Consider the following 18,888-nt stretch of genomic DNA (forward strand, 5'->3'; position numbering starts at 1 on the left):
CTTCACTCGGCAATGTCACACCGAATGAGTTCGCCATAAAAATGGCTCTAGAAAAACAGGCCGCTTAAGGCCAATAGTATAACCCAAGACTCTCCTGAAAAATGGAGGAGTGTTGGGGCTCAGGTCACTCAGGTCAACTGCAAGGAATGGAGAAGCTTTGGCTTTCAAGAGCGCTATGGCCAGTTTTGGTTTTGCATGGAGCATAAGCAAGAAGGCGACAAGGAAACGAAATAACAGCCCTATTTGTGCCAAACTTTAAAAGTCAAAAAATGACAACATAAACTGTCGAAATGAAAGCCTGATGTTTCCGCATTACCTTCCCTCAGAAACAGTTGAAGCTGATAGTATACTGTATCAATATTCTGCCTCTTAGCGGGAGCAGGTAATGGAAGCACCACAAGTGCCGGGCGTTTATGTATTTCATGGAAGTAATCAAAACTATCCGCTTTATATCGGCAAGAGCATTAATATACGCTCTCGGTTATTGTCTCATTTGCGAAATCCGAAAGAGACGCGACTACTAAAGCAGACCTGCAACATCAGTCATATACCGACAGCCGGTGACATCAGCGCCCTACTTTTAGAGGCGCAGATGATCAAAGAGCAACAGCCTCTATTTAACAAACGTCTTCGAAAGACTAAAGATACCTGCTCTATTGCACTCACTGAGAATGGCCTTACTATTCAATATATGGACAAACAGGAAACCGGCTCCAATGTCGAATTATTTGGACTGTTCAAAAACCAAACAACAGCTAAGGAACGGCTGCGTGACTTGGCTGATGAATACCGACTATGCCTCAGCATATTAGGTTTTGAACCAAGTACAAAAGGAAGGGCGTGCTTTCGCTCCGCTATCAAAAAATGCGCGGGTGCTTGTTGTGGCAACGAAAACTTACAGCAGCACGACACACGCCTTAGCACAGCACTTAACCAATATAAAGTCGCTACATGGCCATATGACGGTGCAATCGCATTACATGAAAGCTTTGGCCGTCTAAACGAATATCACGTGCTTCATAATTGGCGCTATCACGGTAGTTATAAATCAGAACGCAGCGTTCAAAAATACAAACTTAGTCCCCAAACACTCTTTGATGCAGATATGTACCGAATTTTGGCAAAGCCAATTCTATCGGGAGAGGTAAAGATTATTGAATTAGAACACCCCCTACCAAGGGCAGATATTACAGACAAGAATTCACTTGGACGCGCCAATAAAATCAATATCTGAAAGATAATATTGTGATCCTCGGTTATCTACTCGTCACCAGAGCAGATTGCCAGTTAATCATTGTTTGCCTATTCGCTGACTAAAAAATCTAGGCTTCAGCATCATGAACAGTCCAATCACAAAGCCTGGTGGCGCTAGCACCGTATAAACAGTGAAATAAAATCCAAACTTTTTCGCGTTCTCGTAATAATTTACGGCAAACTCCCCACCACCCCGCACAGCGATACGAAGATCCCCTGTTAACCATGCAGTCAAAAGTAAACGGCCAGCAAACAGAGAAGAAATAAAGACAACCGCACCGCACAAGATAACAATAATAAATTGAAATCGCTGTTGTTTTTCGTAGAGCTTAGAAGCTGTCCATATCCGGCTAATTGCCGGTGAAAACAATGTCACTCCCACTATCAGTAAAGTTGCAACATAATTATTTTTGCCAGAGTAGACGTCCAAGAACACACCGCCTGTAAACAATAGTGCACCGATCAATGCTATAAAAGCAGGATTATTACGAAACCAAATTAACATGCCCAATATCCCCAGCCATTCGATTAATAGTGAACTTAAGATTTAATATAATTAAAACCTGAGCAAAAAAGGCATCTAAAGACTTTTTTTAATCTGCCCGCCTTCCAATTGGAAACTTTAAATAATTATATACGCATTTCTTCAGCTGAGGACTTTTGGTAATGACCACCTAGAAAGAAAGCATACTGGTGCAGGATCTGAGCGACGATAAACGGCTTGAGCTGATTTGCACGAAATGCAACCGCCTCATCTACACCACCCGCGAAGAGATCTGCGCAAAAGCAGATTACGGACAACTTTATTTGGATGAGATTGAAAAACACGCACTATGCAAAGGGCGCGGATACCATGGACATGTGCGCATGGCAATGGTGCGACTCAACGAGTTGAGCGGCTTTGTAGGCGGCATCGCATGAGCAAGGAAAAGAAGGCAAAACATCCAAAGGAATGAATGAACACTGTTGCAGGCATAACAGCTGTAAGAAATGGGACAGCTTCGACTTTCAAGGCCGCTATGGCAAGTTGTGGTTTTTGCATGGAGCATAAGGAAGAAGGAAATCAAGAAGCAAAGTAATTTCTATTAGTGTCATCCCTGATTTCAAAGTCAACAAATAGTTGTATTGAAACTTATTTCAAACCAAGGGTTGACATTATGAGTCTGCACCCTACATTAACTACATCGATATTTGCTTGTTTAGCTTTGCTTTCTACGCATCATGTGCGTCTTTAACGAACCTTCTTTCAAAAAATCGCTATCACGTTCACAGTACATTTTTGTGCTGGGAGTATCCTATTGTTGCTAAGAAAGGGTTCGTTATGACCACCGGCACAGTTAAATGGTTTAATTCTACAAAAGGCTTTGGCTTTATTCAGCCTGACAATGGCGGCGCAGATGTGTTTGTACATATTTCTGCTGTTGAGCGCTCAGGCTTACAGTCATTGACCGAAGGTCAAACAATTTCCTTTGATACCGAGCGCGATAATCGCTCAGGTAAGACATCTGCTAGCAACCTGCAAGCAGCTTAATTCTGTAGCCGCCTTCTTGTGACCACGGATGTACTGGCACAGTAATGGCTGTGAGTTTTAAAGGCTGAGCAATCGCTCGGCCTTTTTTATTTCATTTATTATTCACAACTCCAATCATTCCTAAGAATGAGAAAGGGGACAAATTGCAAGTTTTAGTACGTGACAACAATGTTGATCAGGCTCTCCATGTTCTAAAGAAAAAAATGCAAAAGGAGGGCATACTTCGTGAGTTAAAAGCAAGACGTGCTTATGAGAAACCATCTGAACGTCGAGTTCGTGAAAAGGCTGATGCAATAAGTCGCGCACGTAAAGCCGCTAAAAAACAAGCGCAAAAGGATGGCCTCCTGCCAAAGTCTAAAAGAAAAAGTCCTCTACAAAGGCCGAGATTTAACTCACTTCAAACAAACAGTGCATCCAGCACATCTAGTGAATAGCTTCAACGCCCAGATAAATATTGAACGATAGGCACTATCTTGCCTGCAATGAACCCTCCTACTGCTATCATAAGCATCAGCATCCATCGAGCACCTTTGGCTTGAGTGAGAAGCTGATGCATTTCGGTAACCTTCGTGTCGAGGTCATAGATCTTACGCTCAAGTTGCTCAACCTTGCCCTCCATGCGAATTACCCTGGACTTGTCACGGTTTCGTTCCGGTCTTTTTGAGAGCATTATTTGTCATCAAGGATGACCATATATGTCATTAAAGCATAGTGATGAATTTAAGCGTGATGCAGTTCGCATAGCACTCACCGGTGGCTTAACACGCGTCAAGTTGCGCCAGATTTAAGTATTGGGCTTTCCACGCTTGGGAAATGGATCGCGTCAATTTCCGATGAAAATAAAATTCCTAGTCAAAATATTGATCTTCTGCGTGAGAATGAACGTTTACGCAAAAAGAACCGTATCCTTCGGAAGAAGAGGAAGATATTAAATTGAAGCCGGAAATGTAATCGATCCAGTGAATCGATTACCCGGCGGAACGCAGCAATATTTTTCGCAGTACAAAAGCCATGAGACTTCAGTTTATTACGGATTACCGTGGTTCTCTCTCACGTTCACGCATATGTCGTTTGATAGGCGTAACAGATCGTGGTTTACGCGCATGGAAACGCCGCCCTCCATCACTGCGCCAGCGTCGTGATCTTATACTTCTTGCACATATACGCGAACAGCATCGGTTGTGTTTGGGGAGCTATGGCAGGCCACGTATGACAGAAGAGTTGAAAGCGCTGGGCCTGCAGATCGGACAGCGTCGGGTTGGACGCTTGATGCATCAGAATAACATTACAGTTGTTCGAACGCGTAAACTCAAACGGACAACTGATAGTCATCATACCTTCAACATTGCACCGAACCTATTAAAACAAGACTTTAGCGCAAGCGCACCCAACCAGCCACGAACCGCGATACATATTTTCCAACAAAACGCGATTACGGCTGATCGGGTTAGACTTATAGGTAGAACCTCTGAGAGATTAGTCGCGCCCTGTCCAACACCCAGCCTTGCCTGAAAATTAGCAAAACTATCTGCACTTCGTGCCGGAACACGTACACGAGGTTTTTCTATTGTCGTCATCCTGCCAGCTTGCCCAATTACCGAGCGCACCGCGTCGATTCCATGATTGAAGGCATCGACTATAATCGGAAAGATTTCTTCCGTATGCTTGTCGACCTTGTAACTGTAGTTGCGGAACTCTTTTGAGATGTGCACACAACGAGGATGCACAACAATCCGCTTGAATCCCTTCATATGGGCGATGCCGTCCTCAACGCTTCCAGACCATTTCTCAGCAGCCCGAATGTTGAAGCCCTACCGAACCATATAACTGATCGTCTCCGGCCGTGCGCTGTCTGCCTTAATCGGCCATCGGTCAGCGTCGGGCACACTTCTAAAAATGCTGCGGGGTCTCATCGATTTCAACACCGTGCCCGAAAGCCTCATAGTCGATGTAGAGGCATTCGTCCTTGATCCACGAGCGAATGAGTGTTGTCGGGTCTTTTGCAAATCCCTAATCTGCACCAAACAGTAATGTAGTGCCTTCTGCAGGCTTTGCGAATGCTTCAAATGAGACGCGGTTTCTAAATATAAGCGCATCAGAGATAGTGCGGTATCTACCTTCACCAATGTGATCATATTCATCTGGCCGCACTTTCAAGTCGTCCAATCGTTCGCGGTCAAACTTGGCCGGAAGTTTCGGATTATCCCGCCAATTAATCTCAATGCCCTTGATCCGTGGATTATCAACAAACCGAAACCGTTTTTCGACCGGGGCATCTGGGCTTCGCTGGTTCTACGTCAACCAAAGCTCAGCGCTCCATCCCTCACCTTCCTCACGCAAGGTCGGAATCAATGTCAGCCATGCCAAACATATAGCCGCGTACCACTGCCATCGTGGCAAATGAGCGCGTCTTACCAGAACCTCGTCCTCCCCACGCCGCCCGAACGTCCGCCTCACCAGAGAACACATCTATCAGCTTCAGGGAGAGTTCTATATTAACCGCTGTCATTACCCTTTAGTGCTACAAGTTGAATTAATGTCGGTGTCGTCACTGGATGAATGATTTTCTTTGTCAGCAAGGCCAAGCTCACGAGCGATGATATTTGCATTGAGAAGATCAGCCGCAGCGCCGGAAAACTTCTGCTGGTAAATAACAGCCTCGGCTCGCGATATGATGTCGGATAAATCGGTGCGGCTTGATTTCCATTCTGACCATGTATCGCGCGATACATCCAGAAACAGGCATAACCCTGCAATGATCATGGCTCGCATTTTAGCAATCGGCTCATGCGTATTCCCCCCCTGAAACGATGTGACTTTATCCTCATCCAGCGGATTATTATCTACCCAGTCAAAATACTCACAACATGCAGACCATAAGTCTTCTGCATTTTCAAACTTAGGCTTTGCACAATGAGAGGAACGCGCCTCCCAAAAGCGGTTGCCTTTCAGGAAGCGTCCGTTTTCAGGATCGCGATCTGTCATCAAAATTCCTTTTGGACAATAAAAAACCGCCCAGCGATAGCCGAGCGGTTCAATCTATCTAGTGCTAAGAGATTTGAAAATGTTCTGAATATTAATAAATCTTACGAAGGAACAAATTGGGAAACAGAATTCCAAGATCTTATCCTCAGCGTAGAAAAAATGAAATCAGAGGTGTGTGTGGGGGGGCAGAGGTTTGTAGACAATTGATCCTTGATCATATTGGGATTGTCAAGCCGATTGAGGATACAATTGAGACTTATCAATTTGATCGAGCTCATGAATTGGCTGTTTACGACGGTGAAAATAAAAAATGGAATTATGAGGCTGAAGAAGTCATAGAACTTTTTAGTCGTTTGGAAAAAACTATCGAATACCTTTCTGAAAATCCGACCATTGGAATAATATTGAAGGAGCGAGGCGAAAAATCGGACCCAAATACTATTAAGTTTTGGGAAGAGCACGTTCATCTTTAAGAACGATTGATTTTGAAATTTTAGCGTAATAAGCTATTATTAAACATAGATAGTGCCACCTTTGTAACATTAGGCCGCTCGACTTTCTGGCGGCTTTTTCATGTTGCAACCGTCATTATGGTGGCGTTGCCAATCGGTCTATATAGGCCAGCGATGCCTACGACGGAGATTAAATAATACCTTCAAGAAAGAGCGTTGAGTTTTCTACAGAAATCGGATGCCTACTAAAGGTGCTGCACTGCTACCCATTCGTCTTCGGGAATTACGGCCAGTGGTTAGTTGTGGTCTCAATGTCGATGATGGATGGTTGCTTAGCGCGTTTTCTCGCTGAAAATGGACGATCCTCTTTCGGCCCCATTGTTGAGGTAGCTATTTTGAAATTTAATACTGCCACTCATGGCAAAAAGGCAATTTTGCTATAAGTGTGAAACGTGTATCAAAGCGATATATAAATTAGAGAACAAGTAAAATCTTTAACTACTAATGTTTAAATTTCAAAATTTCTCTTATATGTTTCTTTAATTAAAGTTTCACATTTAAAGAAAGACATTTTCTCATCTTTATTTTCTATGGCTAATAAAATTTCCTCGTGCTTTCTCAATGAAGCTAACTGATCATGTGCCGAGGCCATAGTTTTAGGAATACTAACTGTTAAGGCCGCCCTGATGACCGAAGTAACGGGCAGTAAGAATCGGTTATGAGATGCTTGAAAAATAGATAGATGAAATTCGATGTCAGCTTCAATTGCACGCGCCACAGAAGTCGTTAAGTCAGTCATTTGCACATAGGCTTGACGAATTTTTTCATGCTCGACACTCGTACCATGTCGTGCAGCCAATTTTGCGGCAAGCGGCTCAATAGCCATGCGTAATTCGAACAACTCTTCGATCACTGCAGCTTGATCAGGCGCATCACTGTGCCATGACAAAACAAGCGGATCGAGTGTATTCCAAAACTCTGGTGCACGTACACGCGTACCAAGCCGCGGCTTTGCTTCAATAAATCCCTTTGTCGTTAATATAGCCAAAGCTTCACGCAAAGTCGTCCGACTTACATTAAGTGCATCTAGAAATTCCAGTTCTTTCGGCAGGAAATCACCAGGTTTATATTCGCCCAGCGTAATTCTACGACCAATTTCTCCGGCAATCTGCGCCGGTAAGCCTCTTTGTTCCAATTCCAATGGACGCATTATCAAAGCCTATCATCACCTAACTACGGGGAAAGCCATACAGAAGGCTTCAAATTACTATACGGATTTTAGTGCCCCTGCTCTTAACATGTCCACAGCTGCAATCTTAAACTCACAAACTATTCAACGGCAAAAACTCCAAGCTGCTCAGCAAAACGGTCAATCATCGCTAGGCCTGCATGCGTTGGCCGTGAAGACGGAGCGCGATCATAAATGGCAATACCGGCACGCTTTCCAAACAAGCGTTTACCATAACACATCAAATGCTCAATGCCTTGCATTGTATTGACCACCGCAGGCAGCATTTTTTCATAAGTCTGTTGGGCCTCTTCTTCCCAGCCATCCATGAAAAACTCATAAACCTTCACAGCATAATCAATGCAGTCAGGTGCCAAGATAAGCCCCTTACAGCCCACGCGCAGATTATCAGGTAGCTCAAGGCCGGCACGTCCATTGAAAACCGGTAGACGGCCTTTCGTCACCTCAATCAGACCAGCAATATCGACCACCGGCCCTTCTCCCTTTACTAATTGGATATTGGGATGCTGCTCACATAATGTATGAATATCGGCGTCATTTAATCCGCGCCCCATCAATGCTGGTGCATTTTGGATCGCAACAGGCAATGAGGTTTGATCAGCAACTCTGCCAAAAAAATGCATATACTCTTTTGCAGAATAACTGCCGATCATTGGCGGTTGCAAAATAACCCAATCGACTCCAAGAGTTTCAGCGTGACGGACTTGGCGCACCTGTTCAGCAACGGAAGAGCCATAAATAGTTATCGCCACAGGAACTTGCTGATTTGTGTCCTCAACAAGCCACTCCATCACCTGCATACGTTCATTTTCGCTGAGTTTGGAAGCTTCCGTTGCCAAACCTAATGCAGCCATACCATGAACACCATTGGCCAAACATATTTCAGTTTGTTTACGCATGGCCTCACGGTCCAACTTCTCATCGGCATCAAATAATGCATAAAGAATAGCGTGAATGCCATGAAGATCGGCAACGGAGAAACAGCTCATACTATATTCCTTAGTGGCTCTCGCGAGGGATGGCATGCCCACGGCAGCCAACGAGAAAATCAAGATCCGCACCATGATTAGCTTGCATGACGCGTTCAACATAAAGGCTCTGATAGCCTCCCTGCATGGCCGGTTGTGGTGCATTCCAATCTTTGAGACGCAGCTGAAGCTCTGCATCGCTCACATCCAGATGAAGTTTACGGGCTTCAACGTCCAGCTCAATCCAGTCACCATCACGGACAAGCGCCAAGGGCCCGCCTATCGCAGCTTCCGGCGCCGCATGTAAAACAACAGTGCCATAAGCCGTTCCGGACATTCGCGCATCAGAAAGTCGGATCATGTCACGAACACCGTTGCGCAAAAGCTTTTGGGGCAATGCCATATTGCCCACTTCAGCCATGCCCGGATAACCCTTTGGCCCACAATTTTTCAAAACCATGATGCAGGTTTCGTCAATATCGAGATCAGGATCATCAATACGCTGTTTGTAATGATCAATATCTTCAAAAACCACCGCACGACCGCGATGCTTCATCAGCGATTTTGTGGCAGCAGATGGTTTAATAATAGCGCCATCGGGCGCCAGATTGCCTCTGACAACCACAATACCACCGTTATCGGTCAGTGCTTTTTCTCGCGGTAAAATCACATCGCTATTATAATTGACCGCTGAGGCGATATTTTCACCGACAGTTTTCCCGGTCACAGTCATGCAGTCCAGATCAATCAGATCCGCTATTTCTTTCATGACAACTGGCAAACCGCCCGCATAGCAAAAGTCTTCCATCAAGTATTTTCCGGAAGGCATTAGGTTCAAAATTGTCGGAATATTCTGACCGAATTTATCCCAATCATCCAATGAAAGCTGCGCACCAATGCGTCCAGCAATCGCCAGCAAATGCACAACAGCATTGGTCGAGCCGCCAATTGCTCCATTGACACGAATAGCATTGGCAAAAGCTTCTCGTGTTAAGATCGCAGACAGACGCAAATCTTCTTTGACCATTTCAACAATACGGCGCCCGGATAGACGTGCAAGACGCGCCCGATGGGCATCAACAGCCGGATAGGTAGCATTGCCCGGCAAAGCCAAACCCAACGCCTCAACCATAGACGCCATTGTCGACGCTGTCCCCATGGTCATGCAATGACCGGGTGAGCGTGACATCGCACTCTCAGCCTCAGAAAACTCTTGCTCAGACATCACGCCGGCTCGCACATCTTCTGAAAACTTCCAGACATCTGTGCCAGAGCCAATCTGACGACCTTTAAAACGGCCATTGAGCATCGGCCCGCCTGAAACGACAATTGAAGGCATGTCGCACGAAGCTGCACCCATCACCAGTGACGGTGTGGTTTTATCACACCCCGCCATCAACACGACACCATCAATCGGGTTGCCACGAATAGATTCTTCAACATCCATAGAGGCAAGATTGCGAAAAAGCATAGCCGTTGGACGCAGATTAGACTCGCCGCATGAGAAAACCGGAAATTCTAACGGCAAGCCGCCTGCTTCCAGTACGCCTGCCTTAATATGCTCAATCAAACCACGAAAATGGGCATTGCAAGGTGTTAGCTCTGAAAATGTATTACAAATACCAATGATCGGACGGCCATCAAATGCGTCATCCGGCAGACCATTATTCTTCATCCAGCTCCGGTGAATAAAGCCATCCTTATCTAATCCACCAAACCAATGCTGTGATCTTAATTTATGCACCATTTCCAACGCTCCCGCACTTATGGAATTTGTCATCACTGAAGTTAATAACTCATATAATCGGAGTTATTAACTGTCAATCAACTCACAAGGCTAATTTAAACTTGCCGGATGACTAATAAAAACGAAAGGCAGTTTTGCACCGATGTAGTCGGTGCAAAATCATCTGGACATCACATTAAACGGCTGAATTATCGCTCTCTTTTTGCACCTTCCAAGCCTGATACTCTTCCTCGACTTCAGGTGTCAGCGGATAATATTTGCGCAAATCTCCGCCCTGCGACAAGCGAAACTTAGAAAACTCTTCCCAGCCTGCATGTTTGCTAGCGCGTTCTAATAACTCTGGTGCTAAAGTGATCGGAACAACGACTGCACCATCATCATCAGCGATAATAATATCACCCGGACAAACAAGCGAACCACCGCAAGCAATGGGAACATTAACAGCAAATGGCATAATATTGGTTTGGGTGTGGTAATTAGGCGTTGTGCCGCGCATCCAGAAACCAATATCCAGTTTATAAGCTTCTGATGCATCGCGGATACAACCGTCGATCACCATGCCAGCACCACCGCGGCCAGCAAAATAAGTCAGCATCATTTCGCCAAAAATACCGCTCGACATATCGCCGCGCGCATCCACAACAACAATATCACCCTCTTGCACATGATAAAGCACATGACGATGCAACTGCTTTTCCGGCTCGTCATATTCTTTGCCGCCATATAAATCTTCACGCTTTGGCATGAATTGCAAAGTCAAAGCAGGTCCTGCAATCGCACGACCACGTGTATAAGGAACAGGACCCAAAATCTGGACATCCCTCACCCCCATATTGCATAATTCCGCAGAAGCAGTTGCACTGCCAACCTTGGCCAAACCTGCAACTAACTCTTTATCCGGACGCTGGATATCAGGCGTATGTGTCATAACCTATCCTATAAAAATCAACTCTATATGCACTGTTGCGATATGAAATCGCCTCACCTCAAAGAATGAATATGCTCAGAGGAGAGGCTCGTTTATTCGGGCTACGGGCTTTTTCTCTTGCCTGCCATTTTGCGGTAAAGTGTTGCAAAGAGCGGAAACAACCAAACCATCACCGTGATTGCACCAAGCACACCCGCCACTGGTCTATTGAAAAATGCAACGATGTCGCCGTTTGATTTCAAAACGCTATTCATGAAGTTTTCTTCGACGATGCGCCCAAGAACCAGCCCTAATACGATTGGCCCTGCAGGATAATCATTCGCATCCAGAATCCAGACCACTACACCGACGATCAAAAGGAACCAGAGATCAAACAGCGAATTTGATGTAGCAAAAGATCCCATCATGCATAAAAGCAAGATGATTGAGTAGAGAATACCCGGCTTCACCATCAAAATTCGGCGCGCCATCATAATTGCAATGATGCCCAAAGGAACCATCAGAATATTAGACAAGAAAAAAACAATATAAAGCGAGTTCAAAAGCTCAGGTGAACTAGTGAAAACCATTGGGCCGGGCTGAATACCCTTAATAACCAACACCCCAACCACAATCGCAGTAATGGAGTCACCCGGAATACCAAATACCAGGGTCGGAACATAAGAGCCGCTCAGCGCAGCGTTATTCGACGCACCGGCTTCAGCAACACCTTCAAGATGACCCGTTCCGTATTTTTCCGGTGTCTTGGAAAAACGCTTGGAAATTGCGTAAGAAATCCACGCTGCAATATCTGAACCAGCCCCGGGCAAGGCACCAACAAATGTTCCTGTCAAACTACCGCGGGTTATACCGGTTTTATACTTCCACAATACTGCGCCCTGCCCCCGTAGAAAACCAAAGCTTAAAGGCGGTGGAATAGGAACGGGCGCATCATCACTGGTCATTTTTCTAAAAAGCTCAGCGATCGCAAATGCAGCTATCAGCACAACAATTAAAGGTACACCCGCCTGCAGATCAATAATGCCAAATGTAAAACGTTGCTGGCCACTGACAACATCAAGCCCGACAGTCGACAATAATACCCCCAGAAACAACGACATCCAGGCTTTGATCGGGTCACCGGGTGCAACAATTGTTGCACAAGATAAACCAAGCAGTGCGAGCCAGAAATATTCATAACTGGAGAAATTCAACGCAAAACTAGCCAATTGCGGCGCCGCAATTACCAAAATGACAGTGCCAATAATTCCGCCAATTGCAGACGTAGTCAGCGTTGTTCCAAGACCAAGCGCGAGTTTTCCCTGCTTATTCAGTTCATATGTGTCATTCACATAGGCAGCAGAAGCAGGTGTCCCTGGAATACGAAGCAAAGCGCCAGGAATATCACCGGCAAAAATAGCCATCGCTGAACACGTAATAATCGCTCCGATAGCTGCTACTGGCGACAAAAAGAAAGTAACTGGCACGATCAAAGCAACTGCCATTGTGGCGCTTAAGCCGGGTGTAGCGCCCACAAATAAACCAAAAGCAGCCGATATTATTATGATGCTTAAAACATCAAACGATAAAACCATCGGCAGGGCATCAACAAATGCAGTCATGGCAAAATCCGTTCAATAACACCGACCGGGAGTGGTACCCCCATGGCTTTTGAAAAGAGCAAATAGACCGAAAGCGAAACAATTACCGAAACAATAAAGCTTGTCATAAGCTTTTGTTTTTGCACCAACATCATCGACATAAGAATAATAAATGAAGTTGTCACAGTGCCCAATAGCGGACTCGCAAAAGCAAAAAACGGTATCAGCAAGCCAATCAAAACAATCGTAGTGATTTTACGACCATCCTTCATCCATGGTTCAAAATGGATGATTGGCGACGTAGCTTTCCGCAATAGAGCTTTGCCTGCAACAATAGCTCCTCCCAAGGCCAAACCAGTTCCCAAAATCGAAGGAAAAAAGCCCGGAGATAGCACGCCTCCCCCGATAGAGGGGAGACGGCCAGCCTGAAATATTACACACAATCCGAATACTAAAAAAACAATACCGGACAAGACGTCAGAGATCCGCATGAGAAAATCCTAGTCTCGAACGCGAAGCTTCAACAACTTGAGAACTTCACCCACAGACTGCTGTTTTTCTTCTAAGAAATCCGTAAAATCAGCTGAGTTTTTATAGAAGATCCCATAGCCTTGCTTATCCATAAAACTTTTAAAGGCTTCGCTTTCGACAACCTTTTGCGAAGCATCGGAAAGTTTGGCCTGAATGTCGGCTGGCATACCTTCAGGACCGACAATCCCGCGCCATGTTCCGTTGACATAGTCTAGGCCAATAGCCTCTTTCAAAGTTGGCACATCTGGAAATGAAGGTGAACGGCTGTCAGAGAAAACAGCAAGTGATCTGACTTTGCCAGCATCAATCATAGTGCGACCTTCAGGCAGTGAAAAGGGTAGCAATTGCACGCCACCTGACACTAATTCCTGAAAGCCCGGTGCGGCGCCCTGCGTCGGAATAACTGTAATGTTCAGTGGGTCAATATTCTGACTCTTTAGCATTTCTGAGAGCGCAATATGATATGCCGCACCCGGTGCCATGCCCGACAACTTATAGGTATTGGCAGGTGCCGTACGGATAGCTTCAAGCGCTTGGTTTAAGTCTTTCCATTCGCTGTCTGCCGCAACATGAAAAGCCGCAGGGTCCAGATTGATCAAGGATATTGGCACATAGTTTTTATAGGTAAACTCTGCTTGCCCATTCCAATAGTAAGAAACGAGCTCGGCGGTCGCCAAACCAATTGTATAACCATCCGGCGCAGCGCTGCTCATTGCCTGATGACCGACAACACCTGCACCGCCGGTCCGGTTAATCACATTTACCTTAGTGCCAAGTTCTTTTTCCAAGCCAGCCGCGAAAGTACGAGCAATAGCATCAGTACCGCCACCAGCATTCCATGGCACAATGAAGCTAATTGCCCGCTCAGGATATTCAGCAAGTGCTGATACGCTGCCCATCAATAAAGCAGTCACAGCCAAAGTAATTTTTTTCATAGTTCTCCTCCAAGTCCTTTATTTCCGATTATTTGATTTTGCTGCAGCAATTCGGTCGTAAAGCCGATTACGCGCGTCATTGCCTGTGCTGCTTCAAAAGGCTGCTTATTGGCAATCGCTTCCAGTACCTCACCATGCCGGCCAAGGTTGGCTGTGAAATGTTCCATATGAGTAGTAACGAATAAAACGCCCAGAATTGCGCCAACAGCATTATCGAATGCTTGCAAAACCGGATTTTGTGTCGCTTTCAGAACAGCAATGTGAAAATCTCGATCCGACTGCACAGCTGCATCAACATCCATATCAACCGCAGCCTGTTGCATACGAGTGAATGCTTTTCTGATTTCTGCGACCTGAGCCGGAGTTGCTCGTTGCGCAGCCAACATAGCCGAGGTCGGCTCAATCATGGCGCGCACTTCATCGATAGCGAAATAAAGATTCTTGTCTGCATTGGGTGATGTCAACAACCACTGCAAAACATCGCGGTCAAGAAGCCCCCATTCTTGCATCGGATTGACCCTTGTCCCCAACCTAGGGCCAACCGAAATCATACCTTTTGCAACAAGCCCTTTGATAGCTTCCCGAATAACGGAGCGACTGGCTTCAAAGCGTAACTCAAGTTCAGGTTCTGGAGGGATTTTCTCACCAACAGCAAAAACGCCCGCAGCAATATCCCGCCCTAGGCGATCTAAGACAAGCTCGCGCTTGTTCAGCTTTGCATTACTGGCAACCATATTCATCTCTCCTCACCCCCTTTAAACATATGATGATTGATTCTACAATATCATAATTTTACCTGAAATATGTAATATTTTGTGTAAAAATAGAGATAAATCAATTAATTCATATTATGATTAAGGTCGAAATTACAGTTAAAAAACAATAATAAAGCCGGAAAGAATTGGCGTTTAATCAACACTGCCAATCTTTTCCGGCTCTTGAGACATCCCTGAATATCGAATTCAGGACAAACCCAACCAGTTCTATTTATACGCTATGCTGCTGAACGCTCAGGCCGCCATCAATGGTCAAACATGTGGCATTCATGAAAGGACACTCGTCCGAAATCATGAAAACAGCTGCCATGGCGATCTCTTTTGCACTGGCAATACGGCCACCAGGATGAAGCGCCATCGTTTCAGCTCTTGCTGCCGCGGGATCATCGAAACTATTCCAATAATCAATATTTTTTTGTGTTTCGACATAACCCGGCGCAATGGCATTCACACGAATTTGCTGTGCTGCATATTCAAGTCCGAGTGACTTCGTCATGCCCAGTAAAGCGTGTTTCGCCAGCGGATATGGAAATGTATGCGGAATAATAGTGAAAGCATGTGTAGAAGCGATATTTAAGATAACGCCGCCACCTTGGGCAATCATGCCTGGCAAAACCGCTTTGGAGCAATTCCACGCACCTTTTAAATTTACATTAAAGCAGCGTTCCCATTCATCATCAGACATTTCCAAGGGCTTGGAAAAAACATTGATGCCAGCATTATTAACCAGAGCATTGATCGTACCGATCTCTGCATTTGCCTGCTGTACCACTTGATCAATTTGTTTGGCATCCGAAATGTCGGCAATACCATAACCAACAGCTGCACCATCATCTCGCAGGGCTTTGACCGCGCGTTCCAATAGCGTTTCATCCATATCAATCAAAAACAGTGCGGCACCTTCAGCCGCGAAACATTGCGCAATAGCAAGGCCAATGCCTTGCGCTGCCCCTGTTACGATAATTTTCTTGCCTAAAAGACGCGTAGCCATAGCCCTAACCTTTCAATGCCTTACCACTCAGCCAGACTGCCATCGGCATGACGCCAGATCGGATTGCGCCAATTATGTCCGGTTTTCGAGCGTTCGATGACATAGTCCTCATCCACCTCAATGCCCAGACCCGGTCCTTGCGGAATTTTCACGTAACCATCTTTGAAATCAAACACTTCAGGATTTTTGATGTAATCCAAGATATCATTGCCTTGATTGTAATGAATATTGAGGCTCTGCTCCTGAATAAAGGCATTGTAGCTGACCGCATCGACCTGCAAGCATGAGGCCAATGCAATAGGGCCTAGCGGACAATGCGGCGCAAGTGCAATATCGTAAGCTTCTGCCATGGATGCAATTTTACGGCATTCCGTAATCCCGCCTGCATGCGAGAGATCCGGTTGAATAATATCAACATAGCCACCGGCCAGAATGTTTTTAAAATCCCAGCGTGAATAGAGCCTTTCACCCAGAGCAATAGGTGTTGATGTATGCGCTGCAATCTCTTTGATCGCTTCATAATTTTCAGACAAAACCGGCTCTTCGATGAACATCAAACGAAACGGATCAAGAGCTTTGGCTAACACTTTGGCCATCGGACGATGGACACGACCATGAAAATCTGCACCAATGCCAATATGCGGACCGACTGCATCACGTACAGTTCCGATTGTCTCAACAATCGCATCAATTTTCGCATAACTATCGACGATTTGTAACTCTTCAGCGCCATTCAATTTAACCGCCGTAAAACCCCGCTCTACCATTTGTCTGGCATTATTGGCTACATCGGAAGGACGGTCTCCACCAATCCAGGAATAAACACGAATACTGTTACGGCATTGTCCACCCAGCAATTGATGCACCGGTACATTCAGTGCCTTACCTTTAATGTCCCATAATGCCTGATCAATGCCCGCAATCGCGCTCATATGAATTGCACCGCCACGATAAAAACCGCCACGATACATAACATTCCAATGATCCTCGATTAAGAACGGATCTTTACCGATCAAATAATCAGACAGCTCCTCAACAGCCTTTGCAACCGTGGCTGCACGCCCTTCAACAATTGGTTCTCCCCAGCCAGTGATACCTTCATCAGTTTCTATTTTCAAAAACAGCCAGCGTGGCGGCACGATATATGTCGTTAGCTTAGTAATTTTCATGAAACGTCTCATTTACAAGAGGTAATTTAAAGCATTCAAGATTGCTTACGCGGCAACAAGCGAACAGAACCGCGTAATGTTTCACCCGGTTTAAGCAGTTTCAAATCGCCCATATTTTCTAAATGATGCGCATTGCCTTGATGGGTCATCGGCTCAAAACAGAAAAAAGGGCTTTGATCACTCCAGGCCTCATAGGGCTGATATAAAAACAAATGTCGGAATAACGGATCGGCTTCTATTTGTATGGATAAAGCGCTTTCCGGCCAAGTGATAAGCGCGTCCCCATCCCAGTTTGAAAAGCCATTATTGAACCATCGCTGCGGAATTTTGCGCGTTATGCGAAAATCAAAATCACCCTGCACGGAGCACATTTCATCCGGTAGCGAGCCCGCTCCTTCGGTCCAATAGTCCAAAGCTGAAAATTGTAATTTCGTCTGTGGCGTAAGCGGAAAAAACGGGTGCCACCCCAACCCAAAAGGTAAAGGCTCTGCCCCTTTATTGATAACCGCGAGGGTCACAGTGAAGACATCATTCCCAAGCTCAAAACACTGCTCTGCCTCGTAGCAATAAGGTCCACCTGCATGACGGTAGATTAATGTAGCAGATGCTAAGCCTTGCTCTTTCACATCCCATTGCCCCAACCAGCCATCGCCATGAATATAATGAGGCTGACCAGTATGATTTGGCGAAAAAACATACGTCTTTTGATTGAGTGTAAATTGATTTCCGCCTAAACGATTTCCAAAAGGGACAAGCGGATAGGCCGACGTTTGAAGCACATGTGCATCATCTTCAAGCGTCGGGCGCAACAATGGAACTTCGCCCAAATTCCGATCTAGCCACCACAAACCATGCACAGCTCCGCCTTGCTGCGTGATTTTTGCTCTTAACCGCCCGTTTTCCAAACTAATCAGCGTCATTACAACACCACCAGATCTGGCTCAATTTTACCTTGAATGGGGGCATCAAATAAAAACACACCACCATCTGTGCCCGTTTGAACATCTTCTTCCAAACCAACCGCAGCCGACGTAACAAGCATCCGTCTGGCATCAGTACCTATAAAGGCAGGGCAGCTCACCTGTTGGGCCGGCACAGAAATGGTTTGAAACAAATGGCCTTGCGGATCATATCCGCCCACCATTGACGCCCCCCAAAGCGCGATCCAAATATTGCCATATGCATCCGTCACAGCACCATCTGGCGCGCCATTTTCCGGAAAATCAGTGATGAAAATCTCTGGCTCATCTATGGGTAAACCATTGGCTACGTCTAGATTGACCCTCATCACCTGTTGGAGTGCTGTATCTGCATAATAACCAACACTACCATCTGGTGAGAAGCAAATGGCATTCGGAATAGTGACGCCTTTGAAAAGGGTTTGTAATTCGCCGCGATTATAATGATAAATCGATCCCGCTTCTTTTTCAGCATTCCAGCCCATTGTGCCGAGCCAAAACGCACCGGATGGATGCACACGCGCATCATTGGAGCGCGTGTGCTTATTTTCAGCTTCAATTGCATGAAGCAGAGATAAACTGCCATCATCACATTGACGGATATAAAGCCCTTGTTCGGTAAAAAGGCACTGGCGTTTTTCATCAATACGCGCCAAAGCACTGGCTGCAAAGGGAAGCTCATGCTTCTTCAAGCTATCGTCACCAAAACGATATTCAAAAAGCTGTTTGTTCAGAATATCAAACCACCACGCCGTATCCGAATAACGGTCATAGGTCGGACCTTCACCTAATAAACAGGAAATATCGGCAAGACGGCGAAGTGCTTCACTCAT

At 45.6% G+C, this 18,888-nt stretch carries 21 protein-coding genes and 2 pseudogenes; 6 read left to right on the top strand and 17 right to left on the bottom strand.

The annotated features are described in order from the left end of the window. The first annotated feature begins 385 nt into the window (after positions 1-385). A complete protein-coding gene (locus ABDZ76_RS16250; RefSeq protein ID WP_343807943.1) occupies positions 386-1,234 on the top strand; it encodes a hypothetical protein in 849 nt (282 codons plus the stop codon). A 57-nt stretch (positions 1,235-1,291) separates the two neighbouring features. On the opposite strand, the gene ABDZ76_RS16255 is transcribed toward ABDZ76_RS16250, so the two are convergent. Then, positions 1,292-1,759, bottom strand: a complete 468-nt coding sequence (locus ABDZ76_RS16255) for a hypothetical protein (protein WP_343807946.1) — start codon at positions 1,757-1,759, stop codon at positions 1,292-1,294. A 188-nt stretch (positions 1,760-1,947) separates the two neighbouring features. Between ABDZ76_RS16255 and ABDZ76_RS16260 the strand changes: the two genes are divergently transcribed. The 3 genes from ABDZ76_RS16260 (at position 1,948) to rpsU (ending at position 3,219) form a co-directional block, all read left to right on the top strand. Next, positions 1,948-2,175, top strand: coding sequence for a hypothetical protein (locus tag ABDZ76_RS16260; RefSeq protein ID WP_343807949.1), 228 nt, complete (start codon positions 1,948-1,950; stop codon positions 2,173-2,175). Positions 2,176-2,575: 400 nt separating this feature from the next. Further along, entirely contained in the window at positions 2,576-2,785 is a 210-nt protein-coding gene (locus tag ABDZ76_RS16265) for a cold-shock protein (RefSeq protein WP_343807952.1), read from the top strand. Positions 2,786-2,928: 143 nt separating this feature from the next. Further along, positions 2,929-3,219, top strand: coding sequence for a 30S ribosomal protein S21 (gene rpsU / locus ABDZ76_RS16270; protein ID WP_343807955.1), 291 nt, complete (start codon positions 2,929-2,931; stop codon positions 3,217-3,219). Positions 3,220-3,221: 2 nt separating this feature from the next. Here rpsU and ABDZ76_RS16275 read toward each other — a convergent pair whose 3' ends face one another. Beyond that, entirely contained in the window at positions 3,222-3,404 is a 183-nt protein-coding gene (locus ABDZ76_RS16275) for a hypothetical protein (protein WP_343807958.1), read from the bottom strand. 76 nt (positions 3,405-3,480) lie between these two features. Here ABDZ76_RS16275 and ABDZ76_RS16280 point away from each other — a divergent pair. Continuing rightward, positions 3,481-4,180: pseudogene (locus ABDZ76_RS16280) on the top strand (transposase); the annotation flags it as partial. Here ABDZ76_RS16280 and ABDZ76_RS17700 read toward each other — a convergent pair. The 3 genes and pseudogenes from ABDZ76_RS17700 to ABDZ76_RS16290 form a co-directional block, all read right to left on the bottom strand. Beyond that, positions 4,117-4,587, bottom strand: a complete 471-nt coding sequence (locus ABDZ76_RS17700) for a terminase large subunit (RefSeq protein ID WP_374844817.1) — start codon at positions 4,585-4,587, stop codon at positions 4,117-4,119. The pseudogene ABDZ76_RS16280 and the gene ABDZ76_RS17700 sit on opposite strands and share 64 nt — an antisense overlap. A 307-nt stretch (positions 4,588-4,894) precedes the next feature. After that, a pseudogene (locus tag ABDZ76_RS16285) lies at positions 4,895-5,294 on the bottom strand (hypothetical protein); the annotation flags it as partial. Continuing rightward, a complete protein-coding gene (locus tag ABDZ76_RS16290; RefSeq protein WP_343807961.1) occupies positions 5,294-5,770 on the bottom strand; it encodes a DNA-packaging protein in 477 nt (158 codons plus the stop codon). The gene ABDZ76_RS16290 and the pseudogene ABDZ76_RS16285, both read right to left, overlap by 1 nt. Before the next feature lie 116 nt (positions 5,771-5,886). Between ABDZ76_RS16290 and ABDZ76_RS16295 the strand changes: the two genes are divergently transcribed. Further along, positions 5,887-6,243, top strand: coding sequence for a hypothetical protein (locus ABDZ76_RS16295; RefSeq protein WP_343807964.1), 357 nt, complete (start codon positions 5,887-5,889; stop codon positions 6,241-6,243). Between the two features lie 487 nt (positions 6,244-6,730). On the opposite strand, the gene ABDZ76_RS16300 is transcribed toward ABDZ76_RS16295, so the two are convergent. The 12 genes from ABDZ76_RS16300 to ABDZ76_RS16355 all read right to left on the bottom strand — a co-directional run bounded on the left by ABDZ76_RS16300 (position 6,731) and on the right by ABDZ76_RS16355 (position 18,888). Beyond that, entirely contained in the window at positions 6,731-7,432 is a 702-nt protein-coding gene (locus ABDZ76_RS16300; protein ID WP_343807967.1) for a FadR/GntR family transcriptional regulator, read from the bottom strand. A gap of 119 nt (positions 7,433-7,551) precedes the next feature. Next, positions 7,552-8,460 carry a dihydrodipicolinate synthase family protein gene (locus ABDZ76_RS16305; RefSeq protein ID WP_343807970.1) on the bottom strand — a complete coding sequence of 303 codons (909 nt, stop codon included), beginning with the start codon at positions 8,458-8,460 and terminating at the stop codon, positions 7,552-7,554. Between the two features lie 10 nt (positions 8,461-8,470). After that, positions 8,471-10,186: an IlvD/Edd family dehydratase gene (locus tag ABDZ76_RS16310; RefSeq protein WP_343807973.1), complete on the bottom strand. Its 1,716-nt coding sequence runs from the start codon at positions 10,184-10,186 to the stop codon at positions 8,471-8,473. A 175-nt stretch (positions 10,187-10,361) separates the two neighbouring features. Further along, a complete protein-coding gene (locus ABDZ76_RS16315; protein ID WP_343807976.1) occupies positions 10,362-11,114 on the bottom strand; it encodes a ribonuclease activity regulator RraA in 753 nt (250 codons plus the stop codon). Between the two features lie 101 nt (positions 11,115-11,215). Beyond that, on the bottom strand, positions 11,216-12,715 hold the full coding sequence (locus tag ABDZ76_RS16320) for a tripartite tricarboxylate transporter permease (protein WP_343807979.1): 1,500 nt from the start codon (positions 12,713-12,715) through the stop codon (positions 11,216-11,218). Then, positions 12,712-13,185, bottom strand: coding sequence for a tripartite tricarboxylate transporter TctB family protein (locus ABDZ76_RS16325; RefSeq protein ID WP_343807982.1), 474 nt, complete (start codon positions 13,183-13,185; stop codon positions 12,712-12,714). The genes ABDZ76_RS16320 and ABDZ76_RS16325 overlap by 4 nt, the downstream gene beginning before the upstream one ends. Before the next feature lie 9 nt (positions 13,186-13,194). Continuing rightward, positions 13,195-14,160 carry a tripartite tricarboxylate transporter substrate binding protein gene (locus tag ABDZ76_RS16330; protein WP_343807985.1) on the bottom strand — a complete coding sequence of 322 codons (966 nt, stop codon included), beginning with the start codon at positions 14,158-14,160 and terminating at the stop codon, positions 13,195-13,197. Further along, positions 14,157-14,894 carry a FadR/GntR family transcriptional regulator gene (locus ABDZ76_RS16335; protein ID WP_343807988.1) on the bottom strand — a complete coding sequence of 246 codons (738 nt, stop codon included), beginning with the start codon at positions 14,892-14,894 and terminating at the stop codon, positions 14,157-14,159. Before ABDZ76_RS16335 ends, ABDZ76_RS16330 begins: the two co-directional genes overlap by 4 nt. Positions 14,895-15,147: 253 nt before the next feature. Further along, on the bottom strand, positions 15,148-15,927 hold the full coding sequence (locus ABDZ76_RS16340; protein WP_343807991.1) for an SDR family oxidoreductase: 780 nt from the start codon (positions 15,925-15,927) through the stop codon (positions 15,148-15,150). Positions 15,928-15,947: 20 nt separating this feature from the next. Beyond that, on the bottom strand, positions 15,948-17,096 hold the full coding sequence (gene dgoD, locus ABDZ76_RS16345; protein WP_343807994.1) for a galactonate dehydratase: 1,149 nt from the start codon (positions 17,094-17,096) through the stop codon (positions 15,948-15,950). A 35-nt stretch (positions 17,097-17,131) separates the two neighbouring features. After that, positions 17,132-18,016 (bottom strand): aldose 1-epimerase, encoded by an 885-nt coding sequence (locus ABDZ76_RS16350; protein ID WP_343807997.1) that lies wholly within the window; start codon positions 18,014-18,016, stop codon positions 17,132-17,134. Continuing rightward, a complete protein-coding gene (locus ABDZ76_RS16355) occupies positions 18,016-18,888 on the bottom strand; it encodes an SMP-30/gluconolactonase/LRE family protein (protein WP_343808000.1) in 873 nt (290 codons plus the stop codon). Before ABDZ76_RS16355 ends, ABDZ76_RS16350 begins: the two co-directional genes overlap by 1 nt.

It is taken from the genome of Paenochrobactrum glaciei, from assembly GCF_039522165.1.
Lineage (GTDB): Bacteria > Pseudomonadota > Alphaproteobacteria > Rhizobiales > Rhizobiaceae > Paenochrobactrum > Paenochrobactrum glaciei.

Excerpts from the sequence above, each read along its gene's own strand:
- ABDZ76_RS16250 (WP_343807943.1), top strand. The coding sequence starts at position 386 with ATGGAAGCACCACAAGTGCCGGGCGTTTATGTATTTCATGGAAGTAAT.
- ABDZ76_RS16255 (WP_343807946.1), bottom strand. The coding sequence starts at position 1,759 with ATGTTAATTTGGTTTCGTAATAATCCTGCTTTTATAGCATTGATCGGT.
- ABDZ76_RS16265 (WP_343807952.1), top strand. The coding sequence starts at position 2,576 with ATGACCACCGGCACAGTTAAATGGTTTAATTCTACAAAAGGCTTTGGC.
- ABDZ76_RS16275 (WP_343807958.1), bottom strand. The coding sequence starts at position 3,404 with ATGGAGGGCAAGGTTGAGCAACTTGAGCGTAAGATCTATGACCTCGAC.
- ABDZ76_RS16290 (WP_343807961.1), bottom strand. The coding sequence starts at position 5,770 with ATGACAGATCGCGATCCTGAAAACGGACGCTTCCTGAAAGGCAACCGC.
- ABDZ76_RS16300 (WP_343807967.1), bottom strand. The coding sequence starts at position 7,432 with ATGCGTCCATTGGAATTGGAACAAAGAGGCTTACCGGCGCAGATTGCC.
- ABDZ76_RS16305 (WP_343807970.1), bottom strand. The coding sequence starts at position 8,460 with ATGAGCTGTTTCTCCGTTGCCGATCTTCATGGCATTCACGCTATTCTT.
- ABDZ76_RS16310 (WP_343807973.1), bottom strand. The coding sequence starts at position 10,186 with ATGGTGCATAAATTAAGATCACAGCATTGGTTTGGTGGATTAGATAAG.
- ABDZ76_RS16315 (WP_343807976.1), bottom strand. The coding sequence starts at position 11,114 with ATGACACATACGCCTGATATCCAGCGTCCGGATAAAGAGTTAGTTGCA.
- ABDZ76_RS16320 (WP_343807979.1), bottom strand. The coding sequence starts at position 12,715 with ATGACTGCATTTGTTGATGCCCTGCCGATGGTTTTATCGTTTGATGTT.
- ABDZ76_RS16325 (WP_343807982.1), bottom strand. The coding sequence starts at position 13,185 with ATGCGGATCTCTGACGTCTTGTCCGGTATTGTTTTTTTAGTATTCGGA.
- ABDZ76_RS16330 (WP_343807985.1), bottom strand. The coding sequence starts at position 14,160 with ATGAAAAAAATTACTTTGGCTGTGACTGCTTTATTGATGGGCAGCGTA.
- ABDZ76_RS16335 (WP_343807988.1), bottom strand. The coding sequence starts at position 14,894 with ATGGTTGCCAGTAATGCAAAGCTGAACAAGCGCGAGCTTGTCTTAGAT.
- ABDZ76_RS16340 (WP_343807991.1), bottom strand. The coding sequence starts at position 15,927 with ATGGCTACGCGTCTTTTAGGCAAGAAAATTATCGTAACAGGGGCAGCG.
- dgoD (WP_343807994.1), bottom strand. The coding sequence starts at position 17,096 with ATGAAAATTACTAAGCTAACGACATATATCGTGCCGCCACGCTGGCTG.
- ABDZ76_RS16350 (WP_343807997.1), bottom strand. The coding sequence starts at position 18,016 with ATGACGCTGATTAGTTTGGAAAACGGGCGGTTAAGAGCAAAAATCACG.
- ABDZ76_RS16355 (WP_343808000.1), bottom strand. The coding sequence starts at position 18,888 with ATGAGTGAAGCACTTCGCCGTCTTGCCGATATTTCCTGTTTATTAGGT.